The 21,256-nt window shown below is 66.3% G+C and carries 18 protein-coding genes; 6 read left to right on the plus strand and 12 right to left on the minus strand.

The genetic code is table 11. From position 1 onward, the window contains the following. The 5 genes from GSQ76_RS11560 to GSQ76_RS11580 form a co-directional block, all read right to left on the minus strand. The coding region (locus GSQ76_RS11560; protein ID WP_158744065.1) for an ABC transporter substrate-binding protein at positions 1-1,468 on the minus strand (1,468 nt) is incomplete at its 3' end. After that, on the minus strand, positions 1,465-2,340 hold the full coding sequence (locus GSQ76_RS11565; RefSeq protein WP_158744066.1) for an alpha/beta fold hydrolase: 876 nt from the start codon (positions 2,338-2,340) through the stop codon (positions 1,465-1,467). The genes GSQ76_RS11560 and GSQ76_RS11565, both read right to left, overlap by 4 nt. Next, positions 2,337-3,164 (minus strand): alpha/beta hydrolase, encoded by an 828-nt coding sequence (locus tag GSQ76_RS11570; RefSeq protein WP_158744067.1) that lies wholly within the window; start codon positions 3,162-3,164, stop codon positions 2,337-2,339. The genes GSQ76_RS11565 and GSQ76_RS11570 overlap by 4 nt, the downstream gene beginning before the upstream one ends. A gap of 42 nt (positions 3,165-3,206) precedes the next feature. Next, positions 3,207-4,271 (minus strand): CapA family protein, encoded by a 1,065-nt coding sequence (locus GSQ76_RS11575; protein ID WP_158744068.1) that lies wholly within the window; start codon positions 4,269-4,271, stop codon positions 3,207-3,209. An 18-nt stretch (positions 4,272-4,289) separates the two neighbouring features. Further along, positions 4,290-5,621, minus strand: coding sequence for an MFS transporter (locus GSQ76_RS11580; RefSeq protein ID WP_216851007.1), 1,332 nt, complete (start codon positions 5,619-5,621; stop codon positions 4,290-4,292). 192 nt (positions 5,622-5,813) lie between these two features. Between GSQ76_RS11580 and GSQ76_RS11585 the strand changes: the two genes are divergently transcribed. Both GSQ76_RS11585 and GSQ76_RS11590 read left to right on the plus strand, forming a co-directional pair. Beyond that, positions 5,814-6,674: a LysR substrate-binding domain-containing protein gene (locus GSQ76_RS11585; RefSeq protein ID WP_158744069.1), complete on the plus strand. Its 861-nt coding sequence runs from the start codon at positions 5,814-5,816 to the stop codon at positions 6,672-6,674. A gap of 62 nt (positions 6,675-6,736) precedes the next feature. Then, entirely contained in the window at positions 6,737-7,516 is a 780-nt protein-coding gene (locus GSQ76_RS11590) for an MBL fold metallo-hydrolase (RefSeq protein WP_158744070.1), read from the plus strand. Here the strand turns inward: GSQ76_RS11590 and GSQ76_RS11595 are convergent. The 4 genes from GSQ76_RS11595 to GSQ76_RS11610 are packed head-to-tail and all read right to left on the minus strand — an operon-like array spanning position 7,513 to position 11,692. Further along, positions 7,513-8,580, minus strand: coding sequence for an isocitrate/isopropylmalate dehydrogenase family protein (locus tag GSQ76_RS11595; protein ID WP_158744071.1), 1,068 nt, complete (start codon positions 8,578-8,580; stop codon positions 7,513-7,515). The two genes, GSQ76_RS11590 and GSQ76_RS11595, sit on opposite strands and share 4 nt — an antisense overlap. Positions 8,581-8,594: 14 nt before the next feature. Continuing rightward, on the minus strand, positions 8,595-9,521 hold the full coding sequence (locus GSQ76_RS11600) for an amidohydrolase (protein WP_158744072.1): 927 nt from the start codon (positions 9,519-9,521) through the stop codon (positions 8,595-8,597). Positions 9,522-9,527: 6 nt separating this feature from the next. Further along, on the minus strand, positions 9,528-10,790 hold the full coding sequence (locus GSQ76_RS11605; RefSeq protein ID WP_158744073.1) for an MFS transporter: 1,263 nt from the start codon (positions 10,788-10,790) through the stop codon (positions 9,528-9,530). A gap of 47 nt (positions 10,791-10,837) precedes the next feature. Then, on the minus strand, positions 10,838-11,692 hold the full coding sequence (locus tag GSQ76_RS11610; protein WP_158744074.1) for an amidohydrolase: 855 nt from the start codon (positions 11,690-11,692) through the stop codon (positions 10,838-10,840). A 45-nt stretch (positions 11,693-11,737) separates the two neighbouring features. Here GSQ76_RS11610 and GSQ76_RS11615 point away from each other — a divergent pair, with 45 nt between their 5' ends. From GSQ76_RS11615 to GSQ76_RS11625, 3 genes are all read left to right on the plus strand, one after another. Further along, positions 11,738-12,400: a GntR family transcriptional regulator gene (locus GSQ76_RS11615; protein ID WP_158744075.1), complete on the plus strand. Its 663-nt coding sequence runs from the start codon at positions 11,738-11,740 to the stop codon at positions 12,398-12,400. Between the two features lie 53 nt (positions 12,401-12,453). Continuing rightward, complete coding sequence (locus GSQ76_RS11620; RefSeq protein WP_216851008.1) at positions 12,454-13,419, plus strand: alpha/beta hydrolase; 966 nt, start codon at positions 12,454-12,456, stop codon at positions 13,417-13,419. 70 nt (positions 13,420-13,489) lie between these two features. Next, positions 13,490-15,130, plus strand: a complete 1,641-nt coding sequence (locus GSQ76_RS11625; RefSeq protein WP_158744076.1) for an NAD(P)/FAD-dependent oxidoreductase — start codon at positions 13,490-13,492, stop codon at positions 15,128-15,130. Between the two features lie 3 nt (positions 15,131-15,133). Here the strand turns inward: GSQ76_RS11625 and GSQ76_RS11630 are convergent, their stop codons facing one another. Both GSQ76_RS11630 and GSQ76_RS11635 read right to left on the minus strand, forming a co-directional pair. Then, positions 15,134-15,862 carry an SDR family NAD(P)-dependent oxidoreductase gene (locus tag GSQ76_RS11630; RefSeq protein ID WP_158744077.1) on the minus strand — a complete coding sequence of 243 codons (729 nt, stop codon included), beginning with the start codon at positions 15,860-15,862 and terminating at the stop codon, positions 15,134-15,136. Further along, entirely contained in the window at positions 15,862-19,398 is a 3,537-nt protein-coding gene (locus GSQ76_RS11635; RefSeq protein ID WP_158744078.1) for an ABC transporter ATP-binding protein, read from the minus strand. The genes GSQ76_RS11630 and GSQ76_RS11635 overlap by 1 nt, the downstream gene beginning before the upstream one ends. Positions 19,399-19,498: 100 nt before the next feature. Here GSQ76_RS11635 and GSQ76_RS11640 point away from each other — a divergent pair, with 100 nt between their 5' ends. Next, positions 19,499-20,371, plus strand: coding sequence for a LysR family transcriptional regulator (locus GSQ76_RS11640; protein ID WP_158744079.1), 873 nt, complete (start codon positions 19,499-19,501; stop codon positions 20,369-20,371). Between the two features lie 228 nt (positions 20,372-20,599). Here GSQ76_RS11640 and GSQ76_RS32615 read toward each other — a convergent pair whose 3' ends face one another. Beyond that, positions 20,600-21,202, minus strand: a complete 603-nt coding sequence (locus tag GSQ76_RS32615; RefSeq protein WP_158744080.1) for an RloB family protein — start codon at positions 21,200-21,202, stop codon at positions 20,600-20,602. Between the last annotated feature and the right edge of the window lie 54 nt (positions 21,203-21,256).

Here is a 21,256-nt window from a genome sequence, read left to right on the forward strand (position 1 = left end):
GCACATCCTGCCAGGCTTGCAGCTGAATCCGCTGCTCGGTCGCGCGTTTGGCCGCATCGTCCGGCGCGTCGATCCAGTCGGTCCGCAGCGCCTCCAGCCCCGGGCTGGTTGGCCAGCCGAACCAGGCGCCGGCGCCGTTGCCACGGATGGGGAAGGACTCCGCCGGGCTCATGTCCGCTGCGGCGTATCCGACGATGAACAGGCTCCAGCCGCCCTTGTCTACAGGCTGTTTGCTGGAACGCCGTTGCACCAGGGTCGCGTTGTCGACGGTCTGGAAATCGACGTTGAAGCCGATGCGCTGCAGCAGATCCCCGATGACCAGGCTGGACGATGCAGTCACCGGGTTATCGGACGCCCCCATCAGCGCCACCGGTTGCCCGGCGTAACCCGACGCCTTCAACTCGGCCTTCACCTTGGCCAGGTCCGTGGGGCCGAACAGCCCGTCCATGCCAGCCCGGTTCGCCATCGGCGTGCCCTGCGGGAAGATGCCGACATCGCCGCGGATCAGGCTGGGGTCACTGGTATAGGCGGCCAGCACGTCGGCCTGGCAAACGGCGTGCAGCACCACCCGCCGCACTTCCGCCCGGTCGAATGGCGGTTGCAGGCAGTTGAAGCGCAGCAGCGGGATGATGCCAACCTGGTCCGCGACCTGGATGACGATGTCGTGGTTGCGCGCCAAAACCTGCATCAGATCCGGCGTCGGCGTCTCCACCCAATCGACCTCGCCCCGGTCCAGCGCATTCGCCGCCGTGGTCGCATCCGGGATGATCCGCCACTCCACCCGGTCGAGCTTCGGCACCTTCGGCCCAGACGAAAAGCCGATCTCCCCCGACGATCGTGGCACGTAGCCGGCGAACCGCTCGTACACCACCAGCGAGCCCGGCACGCGCTCGCCCGGCACAAAGCGGAATGGGCCGCTGCCGACCACTTCCTTCAGCGGGATGAACGGATCGGCGTTGGCCAAACGCTCCGGCATGATCGCCGCCATATTGGGGCCGGTCTTGCCCAACGCCTCCGCCAGGGCGGCGAACGGGCGCTTCATCCGGAACAGGATGGTGCGATCGTCAGGCGCCGACACATCGTCCACGGCGTCCCATAGCGTCAGCCCATACGAGTCACGCCGGGCCCAGCGGCGCAGGCTGGCCACCGCGTCACGCGCCAGCACGGGCGTGTCGTCGTGGAAGCGCAACCCCGCCCGCAGTTTCAGCGTCCAGCGGCGGCCGCCGTCTTCGGCCAGATACCCATCCAGCATCTGCGGCTGCGCGTGATACTGGTTGTCGAGCCCGAACAACGTGTCGAACACCAGATAGGCGTGTAACCGTGTGGTCAAGGACGTGGTGACGATCGGATCGGTGATCGCCAGATCGGCGTTGGGAACGAAGCGGACGATCTTCTGCTTCTGCGCGGCGCTGATATGCGGCGCGGCCAGGATCGCGCCCGCCGCCCCTAGGAAGACGCGCCGCTTCATGCTCGATGCTCCGCAAAGGCCCGTGTGGTGAAATCGTGCAGTTCGCCGTTGAAGCGATCCGCGGCCTCGTAGAACGGTGAGTGACCCACCCCGTCATAGACCGACAATTGCGCGCCGGGGATAAGCGAGACGACCTCCCGCGCATGATCCATCGGCGTCAGCGCATCACGATCGCCGATCGTGACCAGTGTCGGCAGCCGCAGCCCACGCAAGAACGCCCCGGGCTGGAACGGGCGCCCATGCAGCACGCGCCGCACCGCAGGCGGCACCAGCATGTTGAACGCCAGGATTTCCTGCAGCGTGTCGTCATCCGGCATCGTGGCAAAGCACAGGCGCAAAAATTGCCGCACCGCAGGAATGCTGACCGACAGATCGTCCGAGCCCATCAGGGGGCGCAGCGGCAGGCTGGCTGCCGCCTGCGGGTCCGTCACCGCCAGAACCTTCGAGCCGACGAGGTTGAGCCCGGCGAAACGGCCTTCACCATAGGCCTGCAACGCATCCATGGCGGCGCGTCCGCCGAACGACCAGCCCACCAGCACGGCGCGCTCGGCACCCGCGGCATCCAGCACCGCGACCACGTCGTCCGCCCAAACCCGATTGGCGCTATAACGCTCCGCGGCGAGCGGCTTGTCGGACTCGCCATGGCCGCGCAGATCGTAGGTGATGAGGTGAAAATCCTGCGCCAAACGGCTTCGCATTTGCGGCAGCCAGCTCAGATGGCATTGGCCAAACCCGTGGATGAACAGGATGGCTGGCCCGGCAGGATTGCCCCAGGATTGGGCGGAGAGTTGCAGCCCATCCGGCGTTGTCACCGTGAAGCGCCGGGCCTCGCCAGCGCGGGCCACGGCCTTGCCGTTGGTCGTCGCGGTCATCGGTGCAGGGCCTGGCCCAATACCGGTGCGGCAGCCTCGGCCATGCGCTTGCCGTCATGGGCCACGCCGGGCACATCGATGATCGACCAGGCGCACGCCATGCCCAGCCGCTCCGCCGCATGGCGGCCCTCCACCATGTACCGGTGCGCCCGTTCGTAGCGATGTGCACCCTGCCGCAGCGATCCGGGATCACGGGGCACGAATTGCTCGTCGGGATTGCTGTCGGCCGTTCCCGCCATGATCACCAGGGGAAACGACAATAACGGTTCCAGCGCCGCATCGGTGCCGCTCAGACCATACGGAAACGCGATCTCCCGGTCCGGCATGGTGTAGGTGCCGGCATTGGCGCTGACCGCGATCGCTACGTCTTGCGCATAGCCGAAGGTGACTTGCCGATGCACGAACTGCGCTCCGGCGGAATGGCCGAACAGGCCGTATCGCGGCGCAGTCGTAACACCCTGCTGCTGCAACGCGGCGAATAGGCGGGGCATGATTGCGTAGGTGCAGGCCTCCGCCGGATTGGGCCGCCCATCGGCATCCTGCAGATTGCCCGCGTTATACAGCGCCTGGCCTGGAAACGACTCGTCCGAGAAAGTCGGCGCGATCACCAGCAGGCCCAGCGCATCCACCAACGGCAGGAAGTAATCCCGATAATCCGCGCCATTTCGGCTGCGCCCATGGTGCGAGAACACGATCGGCATCGCCGGGGTCCAACCCTCCGGCCGCGCTGCGTGCAGCAGGAGCGGCCGGTCCGGGAAAGCGGGGTCGACATAGGGGATCGTGGACCGCCCGGCGCGGGCAATGAGAGCCAGCAAGTCTGTCATTGCACCGCTTCCATACGTCCGTCTGGCGTCGTCTCGTCGTGCCTAGGCGGCACGAACACTTGGCGCCGCATTCGTTAGCACCAATGTTGCGCCATCGGTCAAATGAAGGCTATCCCCCAATTTCGCACTGAGTGTCAGGAAACGCTGCATGATCTCCTGTCCGGCGACGCCATCCACAGCCTCGAAGCGGATGTCGTTATCCGCACCGCGCCGTGCTGGCAGCAATTCGATCGTGCTGATCGCTTTGCCGGCAATCGTGCAGCGCAAGGCGATGCCATCCAAATGGCGATTCTTCATCACCACCCAATCGAACACGAAATTGCCCAGGCTGTAGAACACCGGCTTGCCGCGGTAGATCTCCGCACCCTGGACCACGTGCGGATGGTGACCGAACACCATGTCGGCGCCGGCATCGATCGCGGCGTGGGCAATTTCCTTCTGGTATTCGACCGGCTCATCCTTGGCCGACACGCCCCAGTGGCACGATAGGATGATCAGATCCACCTGCGGGCGCAGCTTGCGCACATCGTCCCGCATCGCCTCCAATTCCTTTTGGTCGCAAGAGGTGCGGGTAATCGGCTCGGCGCCGGGCATTTCCAGCGCACGGTGATTGGCTTGGTAGGCCGCGTTGGCCTTGATCGTGGCGCAACCCGGCGACATCGGGCCGGCCGCATGGTCGCTGGGCCAGAACACCGAGGTATAGCTGAGGAAGCCGATGCGCAGCCCGTTCCGCTCCAGGATGACCGGACGGCGCGCCTCTGCCAACGTGTCACCGACGCCGCAATGCTTGATGCCGACCGTATCCAGCGCCTTCACGCTGGCCACCGCCGCCCGTGCGGGATGCGACACGTTGCTGGCACAACTGACCCCGAGGTAGCCCGCCTTCTTCAGCGCCGGCGCGATCCGGGCGCCGGAATGGCGCCAGCCGGCCTTGTGCGGAATGTCGGGCCGGGCTTCGTCGGTCGACGGCTCCGCCAACGGGCCTTCCAGATGGCCGAACACCAGGTCTGCCGCCGACAGCGTGTCCTGCACATGCGTGAACGCACTGTCCGGATCAGCCCGGTTCTGGATGTTGGTGTCGCCCAGGATGAGGAGGGTCTGGTTCATGATGCCTCGCTTGCTGCGTTACGCGGGAAGGGTTTCGGGGGTGGCAGTCGTCTCGCCATCGGGCGCCAGCGCCTCTAGGGAGCGTTGGTTGGTCTCGATACCGAACACCATGATGCCGACGGCCATGGCGAGGTACAGGCCGGAGATCGCATACAGCACCGCCGGCAACCCGTAATTGTCGAACAACGACACGACGATATACGGCGAGACGATGACGGAAAGCCGGCCGACCATCTGAGCGACGCCGGCGCCACGGAAGCGATATTCCGTCGGGAACAATTCCGGTGTGTAGGCGGCCAGGCCGAAGCCGATCATCAGGCTCATGCCGCCCTGCAACAGAAAGCCGAACACCAGCGCGCCATTTGCGGTCGGGAATTGCGAATACAGCAACCCGAACACGCCACACGCCAAAGTGGTCCATAGAATGCCGCGCCGCCGCCCGATCCGGTCCGACAGCAACATGCCGACGACCGGGCCGAGCGAACTGCCAAACGCCTGGAACGTGGCGTACGACAGCGACTTCGTGACGCTCATCCCTGATTTGATGAAGAACGTCGGCACCCAGTAGGAAAAGCTGTACGACCCCATGAGGCAGGTGATGCACACCGCCATCGCCAGCAGCGTGCGGCCAATCACCGGGCGGGTGAACAGGACCGAGATCGGCACCGTTTGTGTAACGCCCGTGCCCGCACCGGGCGGCACCGGCGGTAGCGGCTGCACGGACGCCACTTCCGCCTCGATCTCGGTCATGATGGCTTCGGCCTCTTCATACCGGCCGCGAGATTCGAGCCAACGTGGCGATTCCGGCATCTTACGGCGCAGAAACCAAACCCACAGCGCACCGATGCCGCCGACCAGGTACATCGGTCGCCAGCCAAAGGCGGGGATTACCAGTAGGGCGACGAGATTGACCCCGAAGGTGCTGGACATCGACACGACGCTGATCAGTCCCAAGGCCCAACCACGCTTCTGCGGCGGCACGAACTCACACACCATGCCGTAGCCGACGACATATTCCGCACCGATGCCGATCCCCATGAAGAAGCGGAGGATCGTCAGCACCGTCATCGATGGCGCCAGCATGGAGGCCAGGCACATGGTGCCGAAAATGGCCAGGTTGAACTGATAGGCGAACCGGCGCCCATACTTGTCGCCGATGATCCCCGTGCTCAGCGCACCCACCGCCAGCCCCGCGAACGTGACGGAGATGAAGTGCGCGTTGGTCTGCATATCCGACCAACCCTCCTGCACCAGCTTGCCGAGCACGCTCGACGCCATCTGGTTGTCGAACCCGTCAAAGAACATCCCCGCGCCGACAAGCGTCAGGATGCGCCAATGAAAGGCACTCATGGGGAGCCGATCGAGCCTTGCCGCGGCGTTCACCGGTCTGAACATTGTCTCTCCTGGGTCATGATCGTTCGGCGCCATGGCTCGAAGGCACGATAGACCCGGCTGGCATCGGCCGTAATGCCAATCTCCTCATCCATCCCATGAGTTTTCCTGATAGGATGGCGGCAACAATAATCCGATGGGAGACGCTGCGTGGACCGCCACCTGCCGCCATTAAACTCACTCCGGGCATTCGAAGTCGCCACCCGCACCCGAACCTTCACCGAGGCGGCGCGCGCGCTGCACGTCTCGCAGGGCGCCATCAGCCGTCACATCGGGCAGTTGGAAGCGTTCCTAGGCCAGGCGCTGTTCCGCCGTGATGGGCGGGAGCCGATGTTGACCGAGGCGGGGCAGGATTACGCCCGGGCGATCCACGGCGCGTTCGACACGATCGAGGCCGCGACCCGGCAGCGCCTGGAACACCGGACACGGCATCCGGTGCGCATCCGCCTGTTCCCGACCGTGGCGGTGAAGTGGCTGATGGGACGGCTGGCCCGGTTTCACCTGACCCGGCCCGACATCGACGTCCAGGTGACGACGACGTTCAAACTCGTCGACATGGCGACCGAGGATGTAGATTTCACCATCCAAATCCCCGCCGAAAACAAGCCCGGCCTGCGCTACGAAGCGCTGTTCCCGATCGAGCTGATCCCCGTCGCCGGCCCTGGGCAAACGCCCATCACCGACCCGGCGGCCATGCTGGACGGCAGCCTGCTGCATTCCTTGAAACGGCCGAACGACTGGCACGATTGGCTGGCCGCCGCCGGGGTGCCGTCGATGCATATGCGGGAAAGCCTCACCTTCGGCAATTCGTCCCTGGCCTACCAGGCGGCAATGGATGGGTTGGGGATCGCGATGGGGCACACCGTGATGGTCGAGGACGATCTGCAATCGGGCCGGCTGGTGGCGATGCACCCGCTTGTCGTGCGGACCGACGAATCGTATCACCTGGTCAGCCGAACCGTCGACGAACGGCCGGAGACCGTGGCGTTCCGAAAATGGATACTCGGCTGATCGGGACCTAAAGGGACGTCCTAACCATGACCCGCGGCAGCGATTTGGAAGGAAACTCACGCATGCACTTCGGCGGCTATCGACTGGATATTCTGGTGCAAGGCTATCCCGGCAAGACCCGCCGGCATGGCGGCCTGGGCTGGAGCACCGTGGCCCTCCTGCGTGGCCACGGCCGCGTCGCTATCGTCGACACCGGCGGCTTCAGCATGCGCCGCATCATCGTGGAGGCGTTGCAGCACCTGGACGTGCAGCCCGGTGACGTCACCGACCTGCTGCTGACCCATCTGCACTACGACCACATGATCAACTGGACGCTATTCCCCAACGCCCGCATCACCGTCGGGCAAACCGAACTGGGCTGGGCGCTCGGCCTGCCCATGGGCGACCCGATCGTGCCGGAATTCTACGTTCGCGAACTTGCCCTGCACCCCAAACTATCGACCGTCGGCGATGGTGCCGAGGTGCTGCCGGGCATCACCGCATATCTGGTGCCGGGCCACACGCCGGGTCATCTGATGTTCCTGGTGCCGGGCCGCGACGACGAAACCCATGGCGATCTGCTGCTGGTGCAGGACGCCGCCAAATACCGCGCCGAGTTGCTGCTCCGCGCCGCCGATATGACGTTCGACGCGGCCATCACCGCCGCCAGTATCGAGCGTATTTGGGGCTTCTGGCGCCGCCGCCCCGGCTCCCTCCTGGTGCCGGGCCACGACCAACCGATGGTGTTGCAAGATGGCGTTCCGACCCGGCTCGGCCGGGCGGATGCCGCCATCATCGCCATCATGGGCGAGACTTTGACCGACCGGACCGAGTTCGACCTGGCCGGGCCACCCGGCGGCTAGGCCGCTAGCGCCTCGATCACCTTGGCGGTGAACGCCTTGGTGCCCAGCTTGCCGCCCAAATCGCGCGTGCGATGCTCCGGCACGGCGATCACCCGGTCCAGCGCGGCCTCGATCAACGCGGCAGCACGTTCCAGCGTAGGGTCGCTGCGGCGTTCACCGAGCCATGCCAGCAGCATCGCGGCCGACCCGATGAGGGAGGCGGGGTTGGCCAGATCCTTGCCCGCGATATCCGGGGCAGACCCGTGCTGCGCCTGCGCCACGCCATGCTCCGCCCCGGCATTCAGCGACGCGGCCAGGCCGAGGCTGCCGGACAGTTCGGATGCCTCGTCCGACAGGATGTCGCCGAACATGTTGGTCGTGACGATCACGTCGAACACGCTGGCATCGCGGATCAGCAGGGCAGCCATCGCGTCGATTAGCTTCTCCTCGTACTCCACGGTCGGATACTGCGCTGAAACCTGGCGCACGCATTCCAGGAACAACCCGTCGGACACACGCAGCACGTTCGCCTTGTGCACGGCAGTAACCTTGCGGCGGCGCTGCAAAGCGAGCTTGAACGCGCTTTCGGCGATGCGCAGCGATCCCTGCCGCGTAACCTTGCGAAACGCCATGGCCAGGTCCGGCGTCGGCATCACCTCCCCCGTGCCGACGAACATGGTGCGGTCGGCGTAGAAGCCCTCGGTATTCTCGCGCACCACCACCAGGTCGAACGGAATGCCGCAACGTGGCGTGAAGCCGGGGCGAATGCGGGCGGGGCGGATGTTGGCATACAAATCCAGCCGCCGGCGCAACTGGCCGGACGGGTTCAGGCCGCCCTTGTCCGACGGCGGATAGTCGTTGTGCGAAACCGGGCCCAAGATCACGCCATCCGCATCGCGCGAAGCAGCGAACACCTCGTCGGTAAAGGTCGTGCCATGCGCCTTCAACGACACGAAGCCGATATCGGCATAGCTGAAATTCACCGTGCCACACCCGGCGCGCGCCATGGCCGCCGTCACGACCTCCACCGTCGCCGCGCTGATGTCCGGGCCAATGCCATCGCCAGGAAGAACGAGAAGATCCATAGGTATTTCCTTACTCAGGAGAAGCGATACAAACGCTGCGGCGTGGTCGCCAGGATGGTGCGGCGCGCCGCCGGGTCGGGGCACCAGGTCGCCAACAAATCCAGTACGCCAGAATCATCCACGGCGCGGAACGGCGAGATCTCGGCCGGCCCCTTGCCCGGCGCGTGGTCGGTATGCGGCCAGTCGCTGGCCCACACCATCCGCTCCGGCCCGGCCGCGATCAGGGCCCGCGCGATCGGCGTCACGTCGGCATACCCGGGCTGCTTCGAAATACGATACGGCGCCGACAGCTTCACATAGGCCTTGCCGCTACGCACCAGGTCCAGCAACACCGGGAAGCCCGGCTGGTCTGGCCCCAACGCCGCATCGGGCATGCCGAAATGGTCGAACACCACGGGCACCGCCAGGTTCGCCACGTCTGGCGCCACGCGCGCAATGACGGAAAGCGCGGCGTAGATCTGGATGTGCCAGCCCAGCGGCGCGATCTGCTTGGCGAAGGCGCCCAGCGGCCGCGTAATATCCCGCGGGTCGCGACCGCCCCCAGTTTCGATGTTCAGCCGCACGCCCCGGATGCCGGCCTTGTCCAGCCGCTTCAGCACGTCGTCGGTGACGTTGGGTTCCAGAACGGCAATCCCGCGCGCTGTATCGCCCAGTTGCCCCAGCGCATCCAGCAGCGAGCCGTTATCGGTGCCGTAGAAGGACGGCTGGACCAGCACCGTACGTGACAGGCCAAGCCGCTTGCGAAGCGCCAGCAACTCGCCCACCGTGCTTTGCCCCGGCGTATACGCGCGGTCCGCCACCATCGGGTAGCGGTCCTGCGGGCCAATGATATGAACGTGGCAGTCGCAGGCGCCCGGTGGCATGTCGGGCAACGGCGCGGCGTGCAACCGGGTCGTGGCCACGGCCACGCCGGCGGCGACAAGCGTGCGGCGGGTCAGCATCTACGTCTACTCCTGTGCCACAAGCAGTTTGAGCGAGGCGGACAGAAGCGTCGCGGCCACCATGATGGCGCCCATGCCCAGCAGCCCGCTCTCGAACGAGCCGGTGAGGTCCCGCAACTCCCCCATCATCGCCGGCCCGACGAAGCCGCCGAACGTGCCGATCATGTTGATGAACGCCAACCCACCAGCCGCAGCAACCCCCGTGAGGAAGCGCGTCGGAATGGTCCAGAACACCGCCCGCGCCGCCGTCACCCCGATCAGCGCCAGCGTGAGCCCGATCAGCGCCGGCAGCAACTCGCCCGACATCACGGAAGCGCCGAGCCCGACGGCGCCAAGCAGGCAGGTGATGGTGAGGTGGAAGATCTTCTTGCCCGTGCGATCGACATGGTACGCCCAGGCCATCATGCCCAGCGAGGCGAACAAATATGGCACGGCAGTGACGAACCCGATCGTCAGGTTGGAAAGCTGGTGCTCCTTCACGATCAGCGGCAGCCAGATGCCGATGCCGTAGGAACCGAGGGTGAAGCCGAATTGGACCGCCGCCAGAATCAGCACGCGCGGGTCGGCAATCGCTGCCAGCAGGGAGGATTTTGGCCGCTCCCGCACTTCGCTGCGCAGCATCTCGTCCATCGCATCCCGCTCCGGCTGGGTCAGCCACGAGGCTGCCTGCGGCCGATCGGCGAGCATGAACAGGATCACGATACCCAACACGACGCAGGGCAGGCTCACCACCAGGAACAACCACTTCCAGCCCTGCAAGCCGAATATGCCGTCCATTTGCAGCAGCAGGCCACAAACCGGGCTGCCGATGAGCGAGGAGGCAGGGATGCCCAGCAGAAACCAGGCGAGCATGCGGGTGCGATATTGCGCGGGGAACCACGCCGCCAGGAAGTAGGTGACGCCCGGAAAGAACCCGGCTTCCGCTACGCCCAGCAGCATTCGCACGCCGTAAAAACTGTTTGGCCCCACCACGAACGCGGTCAACGCGGAAACCAGGCCCCAGCTGATCATGATCCGCGCCAGCCAGCGCCGTGCACCGAAGCGATACATGGCCAGATTGCTGGGGATTTCGAACACGCAGTAGCCGATGAAAAACACACCGGCGCCGATGCCGAACTGAGCATTCGACAGGCCGATGTCGCGGTTCATGGTCAGCGCCGCGAAGCCGATGCAGGTGCGGTCCAGGTAGTTGAAGATGTAGGCGATCGTCAGCAGCGGAACGAGTCGCCAGGCCGTCTTGCGCAGTGCGCTCTGTTGCACGCTGTCCATGGAGTGGTGTTTCCTCGGTGGATCGCTCGCTTGTAGGTTCGCGGGCGTTATGGGGTGGCGAAGCCGTAGAGCCGCGCCGGGTTGTGGCGCAGAATGCCGTCCGCCAGGGACGCCGGCAGCGCGGATCGCGCATCGTCCAACACGGTCGCATAGTCGAGCGAGCGGTATGGCAGTGGCACGCCGGCGCCGGTTTGGCGGCCATGCGGCGCAGTATGCGGCCAGTCGCTGCCCCAGACGCAGCGCGCGGAGCCAGCGTCCAGGATCGCCGCCACCCAATCCGGATCGGGCTTCGTGGCCAGCGGGTCATCGCTGCAGCGATACGGGGCAGACAGCTTCATCCAGATATGCGGCAGCCGCAGTAGGCTCAGCAACGCCTGCCCAGTATCGCTAGCCGGCGTTACGCCGCCATGCACGCCGTAATGGTCGATCACGACCGGCACCGGCGATTGCGCGAACAGCCCGGCGGCCTCCTGCAGCTTCGCCGCGGTGGCGATCACCTCGACATGCCAGCCATAGCGCTGCGCCACCGCAGCCATGGCGCCAAAACTCTCCTGCATCGAGCCACCGCGTTGTTCGGCCAGCGTGCTGTACAGGTTGATGCGCAGCCCAGTGATGCCACCTGCCGCCAGCGCCGCCAGTTCGGCTGGCGTGACGCGCGCCGGGTCGATGACGGCCACGCCGCGGCCATTGGCGCCCAGCGCCGCAATCGCCTCCAACGTGACGGAATTATCGGTGCCATAGAAGCTCGGCTGCACCACCACGAACCGCCCGACGCCCTGCGGATTAGCCACGCGCAGCAGCGTCTCCAGCTTGGCTTCACCGGCGGTGTAGGTGCGGTCGGCCACCTGCGGGCGAGTTCCAGGGTCGCCCACGACGTGGATGTGTGAGTCGCAAATGGTCACGCCGCCTATTCCTCCCCGGCTTCTTGGGGTACCACGGTATACATCATGGCACGGAAGTCTAGAGCACCCTCCGCCCCGCCGCGCGATCTCGGGCTGGAGGCCTACGACCGGCTGAAAGCGGCTATCCGCGACGCCACCTTCCCCAGTGGCACCCGGTTGACGGAGGCTGAGCTGTCCGTCTGGCTGGGCATGTCCCGCACCCCCACGCGCGAGGCACTGCACAGGCTGGAGACGGACGGCCTCGTGGGCCACGAGCCGCGCCGTGGCCTGACGGTGACCCGGCCGGACCACCAAACCATCGTCGAGCTATACGTGATGCGCGAAACGCTGGAGGGCAAAGCCGCCGGACTGGCCGCCCACCATGCCGGCGATGCCGAGATCGAGGCCATGGGCGAATTGGTGGCGGCCGAGTTGGACTGCCAGGATGCAGCCGCGCGATCCGCGGTAAACCACAGCCTGCACCGGCTGATCCACGTGTCCGCCCATAACCGGTTCCTCCTGCGCAGCCTGTCCGCCCTGTCGGACACCATGACGCTCCTGCCCACCATGCTGGGCGACCCGGCACGGGCCGCGCAATCCTATGCCGAACACCGCGATGTACTGGCGGCGATTTTGCGGCGCGATACCGCGGGCGCGGAGGAAGCCATGCGCGTCCACTTACGATCGGCCCAGCGCCACCGTGTGTCGGCACTGGCGCACAAGCCATAGCTTGCAAGCCCCGCGCGAGCAGGCTCTCAATGGTGGCGAATGCGGGAGGACGAATGACGATGACCGATGGGCTGGCCATGCATCCGGACGCGATGCGACTGATGGAGATGATCCGCGCCGCCAACCGCCCGCCGTATAGCGAGATGACACCAGAGGCGGCACGGCAGGCCTACGCCGCCGGCCGGGCGCTGCTGCAATTGCCCTGGCAAGACGTGGCGGAGTGTCGCAAGTTATCCATTCCCGGCCCCGGCGGTCCGATCCCGGTGCGGCTCTACCGCGGCGCAGGAACGGATGGCGATCGGCTGCCCGCGCTGGTGTATTTCCACGGCGGTGGCTGGGTGTTCGGCGATCTGGACAGTCACGAGGGCATTTGCCGCCGCCTGGCGAACTATGGCGGCTGTCGGGTGGTCTCGGTGCAATACCGCCTGGCGCCCGAGCATCCGTTTCCAGCCGCGATCGACGATGCCGCCGCAGCGCTTCGATATGTCGTCGCCAATGCCGCGGATTTGGGCGTCGACCCGGCGAGGCTGGCAGTGGGCGGCGATAGCGCTGGCGGCAATCTCGCCGCCGTAACGGCCCTGATGGCGCGCGATGGCACCGCCCCTGCCCTGGCGGCCCAATTGCTGCTGTACCCCGTGACCGATCTGGCGATGGAAACGGAGTCGTATAAGCGCTTCACCCAGGACGTTCCGCTGACGTCGGCCTCGATGCGCTGGTTCATCGACCAATACGTGCCGGCCATGCATTCACGGGGCGATTGGCGCGCCGCCCCCGCACGCGCCGCAACCCTAGCTGGAACGCCCCCCGCGATCGTGCTGACGGTCGGGATGGACCCGCTCTGCGACGAAGGCCAGGCCTATGCAAAGCGCTTGGTAGCGGACGGTGTTCGCGTGGCATCGATGCACCTCAGCGACCAGGTGCACGGAATGCTGACGATGAACGGCGTGATCGCGGCCGGGGATGGTGCCCTGCAATGGGCCGCGTTCTGCCTGCGGGATGCCTGGCGCCCGGCCTCGTGACCAGGCGCGGCTTGACACGATAGGCGCAGTTGCAGGCAAGCTTGCCGCAACGAAAAAGGGAAGCGGGCCGATGACGCGCCAAACAGCCAAGCCGGACTATGACGTCGTTGTGGTAGGCGCCGGGTTTGCCGGGTTGTACATGCTGCACCGCCTGCACGGGCTTGGCCTATCGGCCCTGGTGGTCGAGGCCGCGTCCGACGTCGGCGGCACCTGGTATTGGAACCGCTACCCCGGCGCGCGCTGCGACGTCGAAAGCATGCAATACTCGTATTCCTTCTCCGACACCTTGCAGCAGGATTGGCATTGGAGCGAGCGGTACGCCGCCCAGCCCGAAATCCTGCGCTATGCCGGGCATGTCGCCGACCGGTTCGACCTGCGGCGCGACATCCGGTTCGACACCCGCGTCACCAGCGCCGAATACGACGAGGCGGCGGTGCTGTGGCACGTGCGCACCGACAAAGGCGACGCCGTGTCGGCCCGGTTCTGCATCATGGCGACGGGATGCCTGTCCGCCGGCAAGATGCCGGACATCGCTGGCGTGGAGCAGTTCGCCGGCCCGATCTACCACACCGGGCAATGGCCGCACGAAGGCGTGGATTTCACCGGCAAACGGGTTGCGGTCATCGGCACCGGGTCGTCCGCAATCCAGTCCATCCCGGTCATCGCGGAGCAGGCGGCCGACCTCTACGTGTTCCAGCGCACGCCAAACTTCAGCGTGCCGGCGCGTAACACCGACATGACGCCGGAATACGAGTCGTCCTGGAAAGCCGACTACGGCGCCCGCCGCCAATACGCGCGCACCCTCCGCTCCGGCATCATCTACCAATTCGGCACCACCGGCGCGCTGGAGGTAACGGCGGACGACCGGCGCGGCGTCTACGAAGGGCGCTGGACGACCGGCGGCATCGGCATCATGGCCGCCTATACCGACCTCATCTTCAACGAACAGGCCAACGACACTGCCGCCGACTTCGTGCGCGAGCAGATCCGCGCCACCGTGCGCGACCCGGCGGTGGCACAGCAACTCCTGCCAGACGATCACCCGATCGGCACCAAGCGCATCTGTATGGACACCGGCTATTACGAGGCGTTCAACCGGCCCACCGTCCACCTGGTGAATTTGCGCACTGCCCCGATCGAGGCGATCACCCCTACCGGCATCCGCACGGCCTCGCAGGATTACGCGGTCGACGCCATCGTGTTCGCCACCGGGTTCGATGCGATGACGGGCGCGCTGCTGGCCATCAACCCGCGCGGCAGCCACGGCGTGGCGCTGGATACGGCCTGGCAGGACGGCCCGCGCAGCTACCTCGGGCTGATGGTCGCAGGCTTTCCCAACATGTTCACCATCACCGGGCCGGGCAGCCCCTCCGTTCTCAGCAACATGATCGTCTCGATCGAGCAACATGTGGACTGGATCAGCAACTGCCTGGCATGGATGGGCCAGCGCGGCGCCACCACGATAGAACCGAGCGAGGCGGCGCAGGAGGAATGGGTCGCGCATGGCTACGAGGTGGCGCACCGCACATTGTACCCACAGGCCAATTCCTGGTACATGGGCGCCAACGTGCCCGGCAAACCCCGCGTCTTCATGCCCTATATCGGCGGCGTCGGCGTGTACCGCGAAACCTGCGATGCGATCGCGGCCGAGGGCTATCGCGGGTTCGAGATCGATGCCGCCACCGCCTCATCCCGCGTGGCCGCGGAATAGCGGTTACGGCGGAATCGTAGCTCCGTCCCAGGCGAGCACATTCCCATTGTCGCCTGGGACCAACCCGTCCAACACCTGCAATAGACGAGCGGCCGAATGCGCCGGGCTGAACAGCTTGCCCGGCGCCACATTGCGCTGGAACGGCTGACTCAGCCCGGTATCGACCGTTCCGGGATGCAGCCCAACGCAAAGCGTGTCGGGCGTGCGGCGCACGACCTCGATCGCCAGGTTGCGCAGGATCATGTTCAGTCCAGCCTTCGACGCGCGATAGCTGTGCCACCCGCCAGCGCGATTGTCGCCGATGCTGCCGACCCGGGCGGACAGCGCCGCGAACACGCAACGCCCAGCTGGCGCCAGCCGGGGCAGCAAGTGCTTTGCCACCAGCGCCGGGCCAACCGTATTGACGCGGTAACTTTCCATCAGTGCCGCCGCATCCAGGGCGCGATAGGTCTTCTCTGGCTGCAGCCCACCGCCATGCAGCGCCCCAGTGGCGACGATGACCAACCGCACCGGACGTGGCAGCGCCTCCGCCGCCTGGGCGATGCTCGCCTCGTCGGTCACGTCGATCGGCCCACGATGCAGCCGCCCGTCCGCACTAGCGGTGAACCGGCGGGCCAGCGCCACCACCGTTCCGAACCCCTCATCCTCCAGCAAACCCGCCACCAGCGCGGCCCCGATCCCGCCGGACGCACCGATCACGACGGCGCAGCCACCCGGCGGTATGCTCCGCATCAGGCCGCGGCGGCGCTGGTCTGGTGGGCGACGAACTGGGCGTATGCGCCGCGCGCTGCCAGCAACTCCGCATGCGTACCGGCCTCGATCACCCGGCCTGCCTCCATCACCAGGATCGCATCCGCGTTCTGGATTGTGGACAGCCGGTGCGCGATGATGAACGACGTGCGATCCGCCATCAGCGTGTCCAGCGCAGTGCGGATCTGCTGCTCGCTGACGGTGTCCAGATGCGACGTCGCCTCGTCCAGGATCAGGATCGGCGCGTCCTTCAGGAACGCCCGGGCGATCGCCACACGTTGCCGCTGCCCGCCCGACAATTGCACGCCACGCTCCCCCACCCGCGTCGCCAATCCCTCCGGCAGGCGGGACACGAAATCCCCCAACGCGGCCTGGTCCAGCGCGCGATGCACGTCCGCATCCGTCACGTCGCGCCCGGCCAATCGAATATTCGCCTCCAGCGTGTCATTGAAGAGATACGTGTCCTGCGCCACCAGCGCGATATGTCGGCGCAGATCGTCCAACCGCAAGCGCCGCAGATCCACACCGCCCAGCGTGATGGTGCCCGACGACGGATCCCAGAACCGCAGCAGCAGATTGGCGACGGTCGACTTTCCCGCCCCGGACGCCCCGACCAGGGCGACGGTGCTGCCCGGCCGAATGTGGAACGACACCGAATCCAGCGCCGCGACGCTCCGCCCGGGATACGCGAACCGCACGCCCTCGAACCGCACCTCCGGCGCCGCCGGCATGGGCTGGTCGCCATCCAGGATCGGCTCCGGCTCGGCCTCCACCACGTGCAGCCGCCGGGTCGAGGCGATGGTGTCGGCCAATTGCCGCCCGGCCTGCCCGATCTCCGACACCGGCATGAACGCCGCGACCGAGATCAACACCGCCAGCGGCAGCCACTCATGCGCGAACCAGCCATGGGCGGACAGCAGCGCCCCCAGCAACGCCACCAACAACCCGCCCAGCCCGGTGGCGATCTCGAAACTCGCCGTCTGCCACGACAGATCGTGCAACAGCGCCGCCCGGTTCTGCTGATACGCCGCGATGTCGTCCAGGAACACCGCCCGTCGCCGCCCGACCGCCTGGAACGCCGCGAGTTCGGCCAGCCCCTGGATCGTCTCCGTCAAATGCGCGCCGATCTGCCCCAGCGCACCCCGAGCCTTCCCGGCCAAGATATCGATCTTCGTCCGCGCGAAGATCGGCGCCAGCCCGGCCCAGGCCAAGAACGGCAGCAGCACCACCGCCAGCGGCCAGGCGATCCCCGCCAGCAGCACCAGCACCGCCAGCGGGATCAGCACCGCGACGAAAGCGGGCGCGACGGTGTGGGCGTAGAAATACTCCACCGTCTCCACATCCTGCGTCGCCAGCGCCACCAGGTCGCCCGAACGCCGACGCAGCAGATATGCGGGCGCCAACCGGTCCAACTTGGCAAACAACTCGACCCGCATCTCCGCCAGCAGGCGATACGCCATGTCGTGCGCCAGCCACGATTCCAGCCAATGCAACGCCGCCGCCAACGGCGCTACCAGCAGCAGCGCCACCACCAGCCAGAACACCGACCGCCCCGCCGACACCCCGGCGATCACCAACGCCCCCAGCGCGCTCACGGCGATGAACCCGCTGACCCGGCCGATGCCGCACAGCACCGTCAGCGCCAGCTTGCCACGCCACGGGCGAATGAACCGCAACAGGCTGCGCAGCGTGTCGCCCCAGCCGATCTGCGCCGCATCCTCCGTCAGCGGGCGGATGTCCGGGCCGGCCGCACTCGCCGCTGCCTGAACCCGCTGCATCACCGCCGGGCGCTGCCCCGTGCCGCCGAGTTGCGGCCCCATCAACCGGCGATACGCGCCGGGTCGGGCGATCAGTTCGGAATGCGTGCCGGACTCCGCTACGCGCCCGCCATCCAGCACCAGAATGCGGTCGGCACCGATCACGCTCGACAGGCGGTGCGCCAGGATGATCGTCGTGCGCCCCTTGGTCAGCCGGTCCAACGCCTGCTGGATGACGGCCTCGTTCTCGGCATCCACGGAGGACAGCGCCTCGTCCAGCACCAGGATCGGGGCGTCCCGCAACAGCGCCCGGGCAATCGCGATCCGCTGCCGCTGGCCGCCGGACAGGCTGGCGCCCCGCTCGCCTATCCGCGTGTCGTAGCCATTCGGCAGCGCCGTGATGAAGCCATGCGCATTGGCGGCGCGGGCCGCCTCCATCATCGCCGCATCATCCGCATCCGGCCGCCCCAGGCGCAGATTATCCGCCACCGTGCCATCGAACAGCGTGGTGTCCTGCGCCACGATGGCGATCATGCCGCGCAACTGCTCCGGATCCAGCGTGCGCACATCCCGCCCGCCAATCCGCACCGCCCCGGCCTGCACGTCGTGCTGGCGCAGCAGCAGGCGCAGGATGGTGGACTTGCCCGCCCCGCTGGGCCCGACCACGCCCACCGTCTCCCCCGCCGCCACCGTGAAGCTCAGCCCGGCATGCGCATCGCCGCGCCGCCCCGGGTAGCCGAAGCCGACATCCTCGAACACGATCTCCGGCTGCAGATCCGCCACCGCCGGGCCACCCGCGGCTGGCGCATCGCTGCGCGCGTCCAGCAGGGCGAAGATGCCGTTCGCGGCGGATTGGCCGACCATGCCCTGGTGCAGCACCGACCGCAGATCCCGCAGCGGACGAAAAATCTCCGTCCCCGCCATCAGGATGATCAGCAGCGCCTCCATCGACATCTCGCCGTGCTGCACCCGCCAGGCACCCAGTGCGATCGCCGCCGCCGCGCCCAACCCGGTGCCGAGGTCGGTGAAGAACCGCGTCAGCAGCCCCAGCGCCAGCACCCAGAACGTATCGCCGGACAGGCGACGCGCCCGCTGCGCCAGCCGCTCGGCAAACGCCGCACTCTGCCCGAACGCCTTCAGCGTCGGCAGGCCCTGCAGCGCGTCCAGGAACTCCTCCCCGAACGCCTTGAACGCGGCGGAGCGAGCGATCGCGGCCTTCCGGTCCGCCCGGTGGATCGCCATCGGCAGCGCCAGCGTTGCCAGCGCCGCCACCAGCAGCACGGCAGCGGTCGGCACGTCCCACCAGGCGAAGATGGCAAAAATCACCAACGGCGCGCAGGCGGCGATGATCAATTGCGGCAGATACGCGCCGAAGAAGGTCTGCATCTGCTCGACCCCGTCGATCACCGCCAGCATGACGCCGCCCGTCCGCTCGGTCCCGAACCACGCCGGGCCGAGCTCGGCGATGCGGTCGAACAACCGCGCCCGCAGCACGCGCTGCACCCGCCCGGCATTGCCCTGCGCCAACGCGGTGCGCCGATGATCCAACCAGGCGCGCGCCACCACGCAGGCCCCGGTCGCCACCCCCGCCAACAGGATGGAGGCCGCCGGCGCACCGGCAAACGCCAGCGCCAGCAACCGGGCCAGGAAGATGAAGCGCAGGATGCCGAACCCCATCGCCAGCAGCCCCAAGCCGGCCGCCCCCACCACCCGGCCCCGCAACCCCGCCATCAACGCCCACAGCCGCCGGTCAAAATACATCCCTGCCCACCCTCGATCTCTAGCCCGAAGTTTCGCCCACGCCGCCGGGTGGCGCAAAAGATGCTTTCTCATCGGGTGTTGAGCAAACTAGGATACCGAGATGGCCGACCTCCCGCCCCTCCCCGCCCTGCGCGCCTTCGAAGCCGCCTCCCGCCTGGGCGGCTTCGCCCGCGCCGCCGCGGCGCTGAACGTGTCCACCAGCGCAATCAGCCACCAGATCCGCGGCCTGGAGGCGAGCCTGGGCGCCCGCCTGCTGGACCGCAGCACCGGCGCGGGCGGCGTCACCCTCACCGCCGCCGGCCAACGCCTGCTGGACGCCACGGTGCCGGCGTTGGCCGCCCTGCAAGCCGCCTGCGCCGACATCCGCGGCCAACCCGCGCCGCTGACCGTCTGCGCCAACGCCCCCTTCTCCGCCATGTGGCTCGCCCGCCGCCTGGCCGAGTTCTCCGCCCGGCACCCGGACGTCCCGATCAACGCCATCACCCACGACCAGCCCGACTTCCAACACCACGCCATCGACCTGGCCATCGTCCACGTGAAGCTGGACGCCCGCCGCCCCGGCGACGTGATGCTGCTGCGCGAGGAAGTCTTCCCCGTCTGCAGCCCGGCGCTCTACGAGTTCGCCTCCACCCGCGTCTGCCTCTGCCGCCTGTTGCAGGAGCACCACGACAACAGCCCCGAGATCGACTGGCGCAACTGGGCCACCGAATTCGGCCTCCCCGCCGATTTCCCCTCCAAAATCGTGACCTACAGCAGCTTCACCCAGGTGGTCGGCGCCGCGGTGGGGGGCGCCGGGTTGGCGCTGGGGCGATTGCCGCTGATCGAGCCGGAACTGACGAGTGGGCGGCTCGTGCGGCTGTTCCCGGGGATGTCCCGGGCGGCGTCGTGGTGTTTCGTGCTGCGAAGGGCACCGGGGCGGCAGCATCCGATGGTGGAGCGGTTGGTGGAGTTTTTGTTGGCGGAGGTGGCATAGCGGGGTGGCCATATGGTCCACCGACGAGGGCGTGCTCATAGGCTTCTATTAATGTCATAACCGTGCAGAATTTGGTCGCCGCTGCACCATTCCATGCGGCGGGCAGTATGATTGCTTCCAGCGGCGCATAGAAATTCACACCGGGGGTGGCCATGGTGTGTCGGAACATGAATTAATTTGGAGTGCTGCACGCTGTAGGTGAGGTATCAAAGATACCTCAGGCTTCAATCAAACTTGAACTTTCGCCATGGAAATTAGAAACTCTACCAGTTCATGCATCCGCGTCGTCGGGTTTTCTGAACCAGACTGGATTGATGCCTGCAGTATTATTTTTGAACTTTTAATCGCCTGAGGCAACCTGTCCTTCGTGGCCTGGAAGACTCCTACTGCAGCCTTTCTATACTTTGGAATATACCGCTTTGCATTAGACACTGCTATCTGCCCTGCGCTTTTGCCCCCCGCTTCAGTTATCGGCGAGTCAGTGTGAACAAAATGCAGCATAATCCAATATTCAAAACAAGGTATCGAATATATACAATAGATTTTTTTTTGATTCGGTAGTTCTGTTTTCAATATTTGAGTTCTTGCCCAATCAAAGGTCGAGTGCTTATCCCTGTCGAAGACACAAAACACGACGTCATAATCACCGTCTTTCGAGAACATATCGATAGCGAAGTTATATATGCTCTTTGGGTCCGACCCGCACTCCTCGCCACAAATCCTTACGTCAGCACTGCCCAGCCCTAGCGAGGATACTAGATCAGTGAGATACTGTGGCTCTGTTTTTCCACCCTCACATACAACGAGCGCGCGGTCGCGGCTTTCCCGCACCGGATTTCTTCGAACTAGAGGGTGTTATGTACTTTCTTGAGGTTAGGGCTTAAT

This window comes from Acidisphaera sp. L21 (assembly GCF_009765685.1).
In the GTDB taxonomy this organism is placed as follows: Bacteria; Pseudomonadota; Alphaproteobacteria; order Acetobacterales; family Acetobacteraceae; genus LMUY01.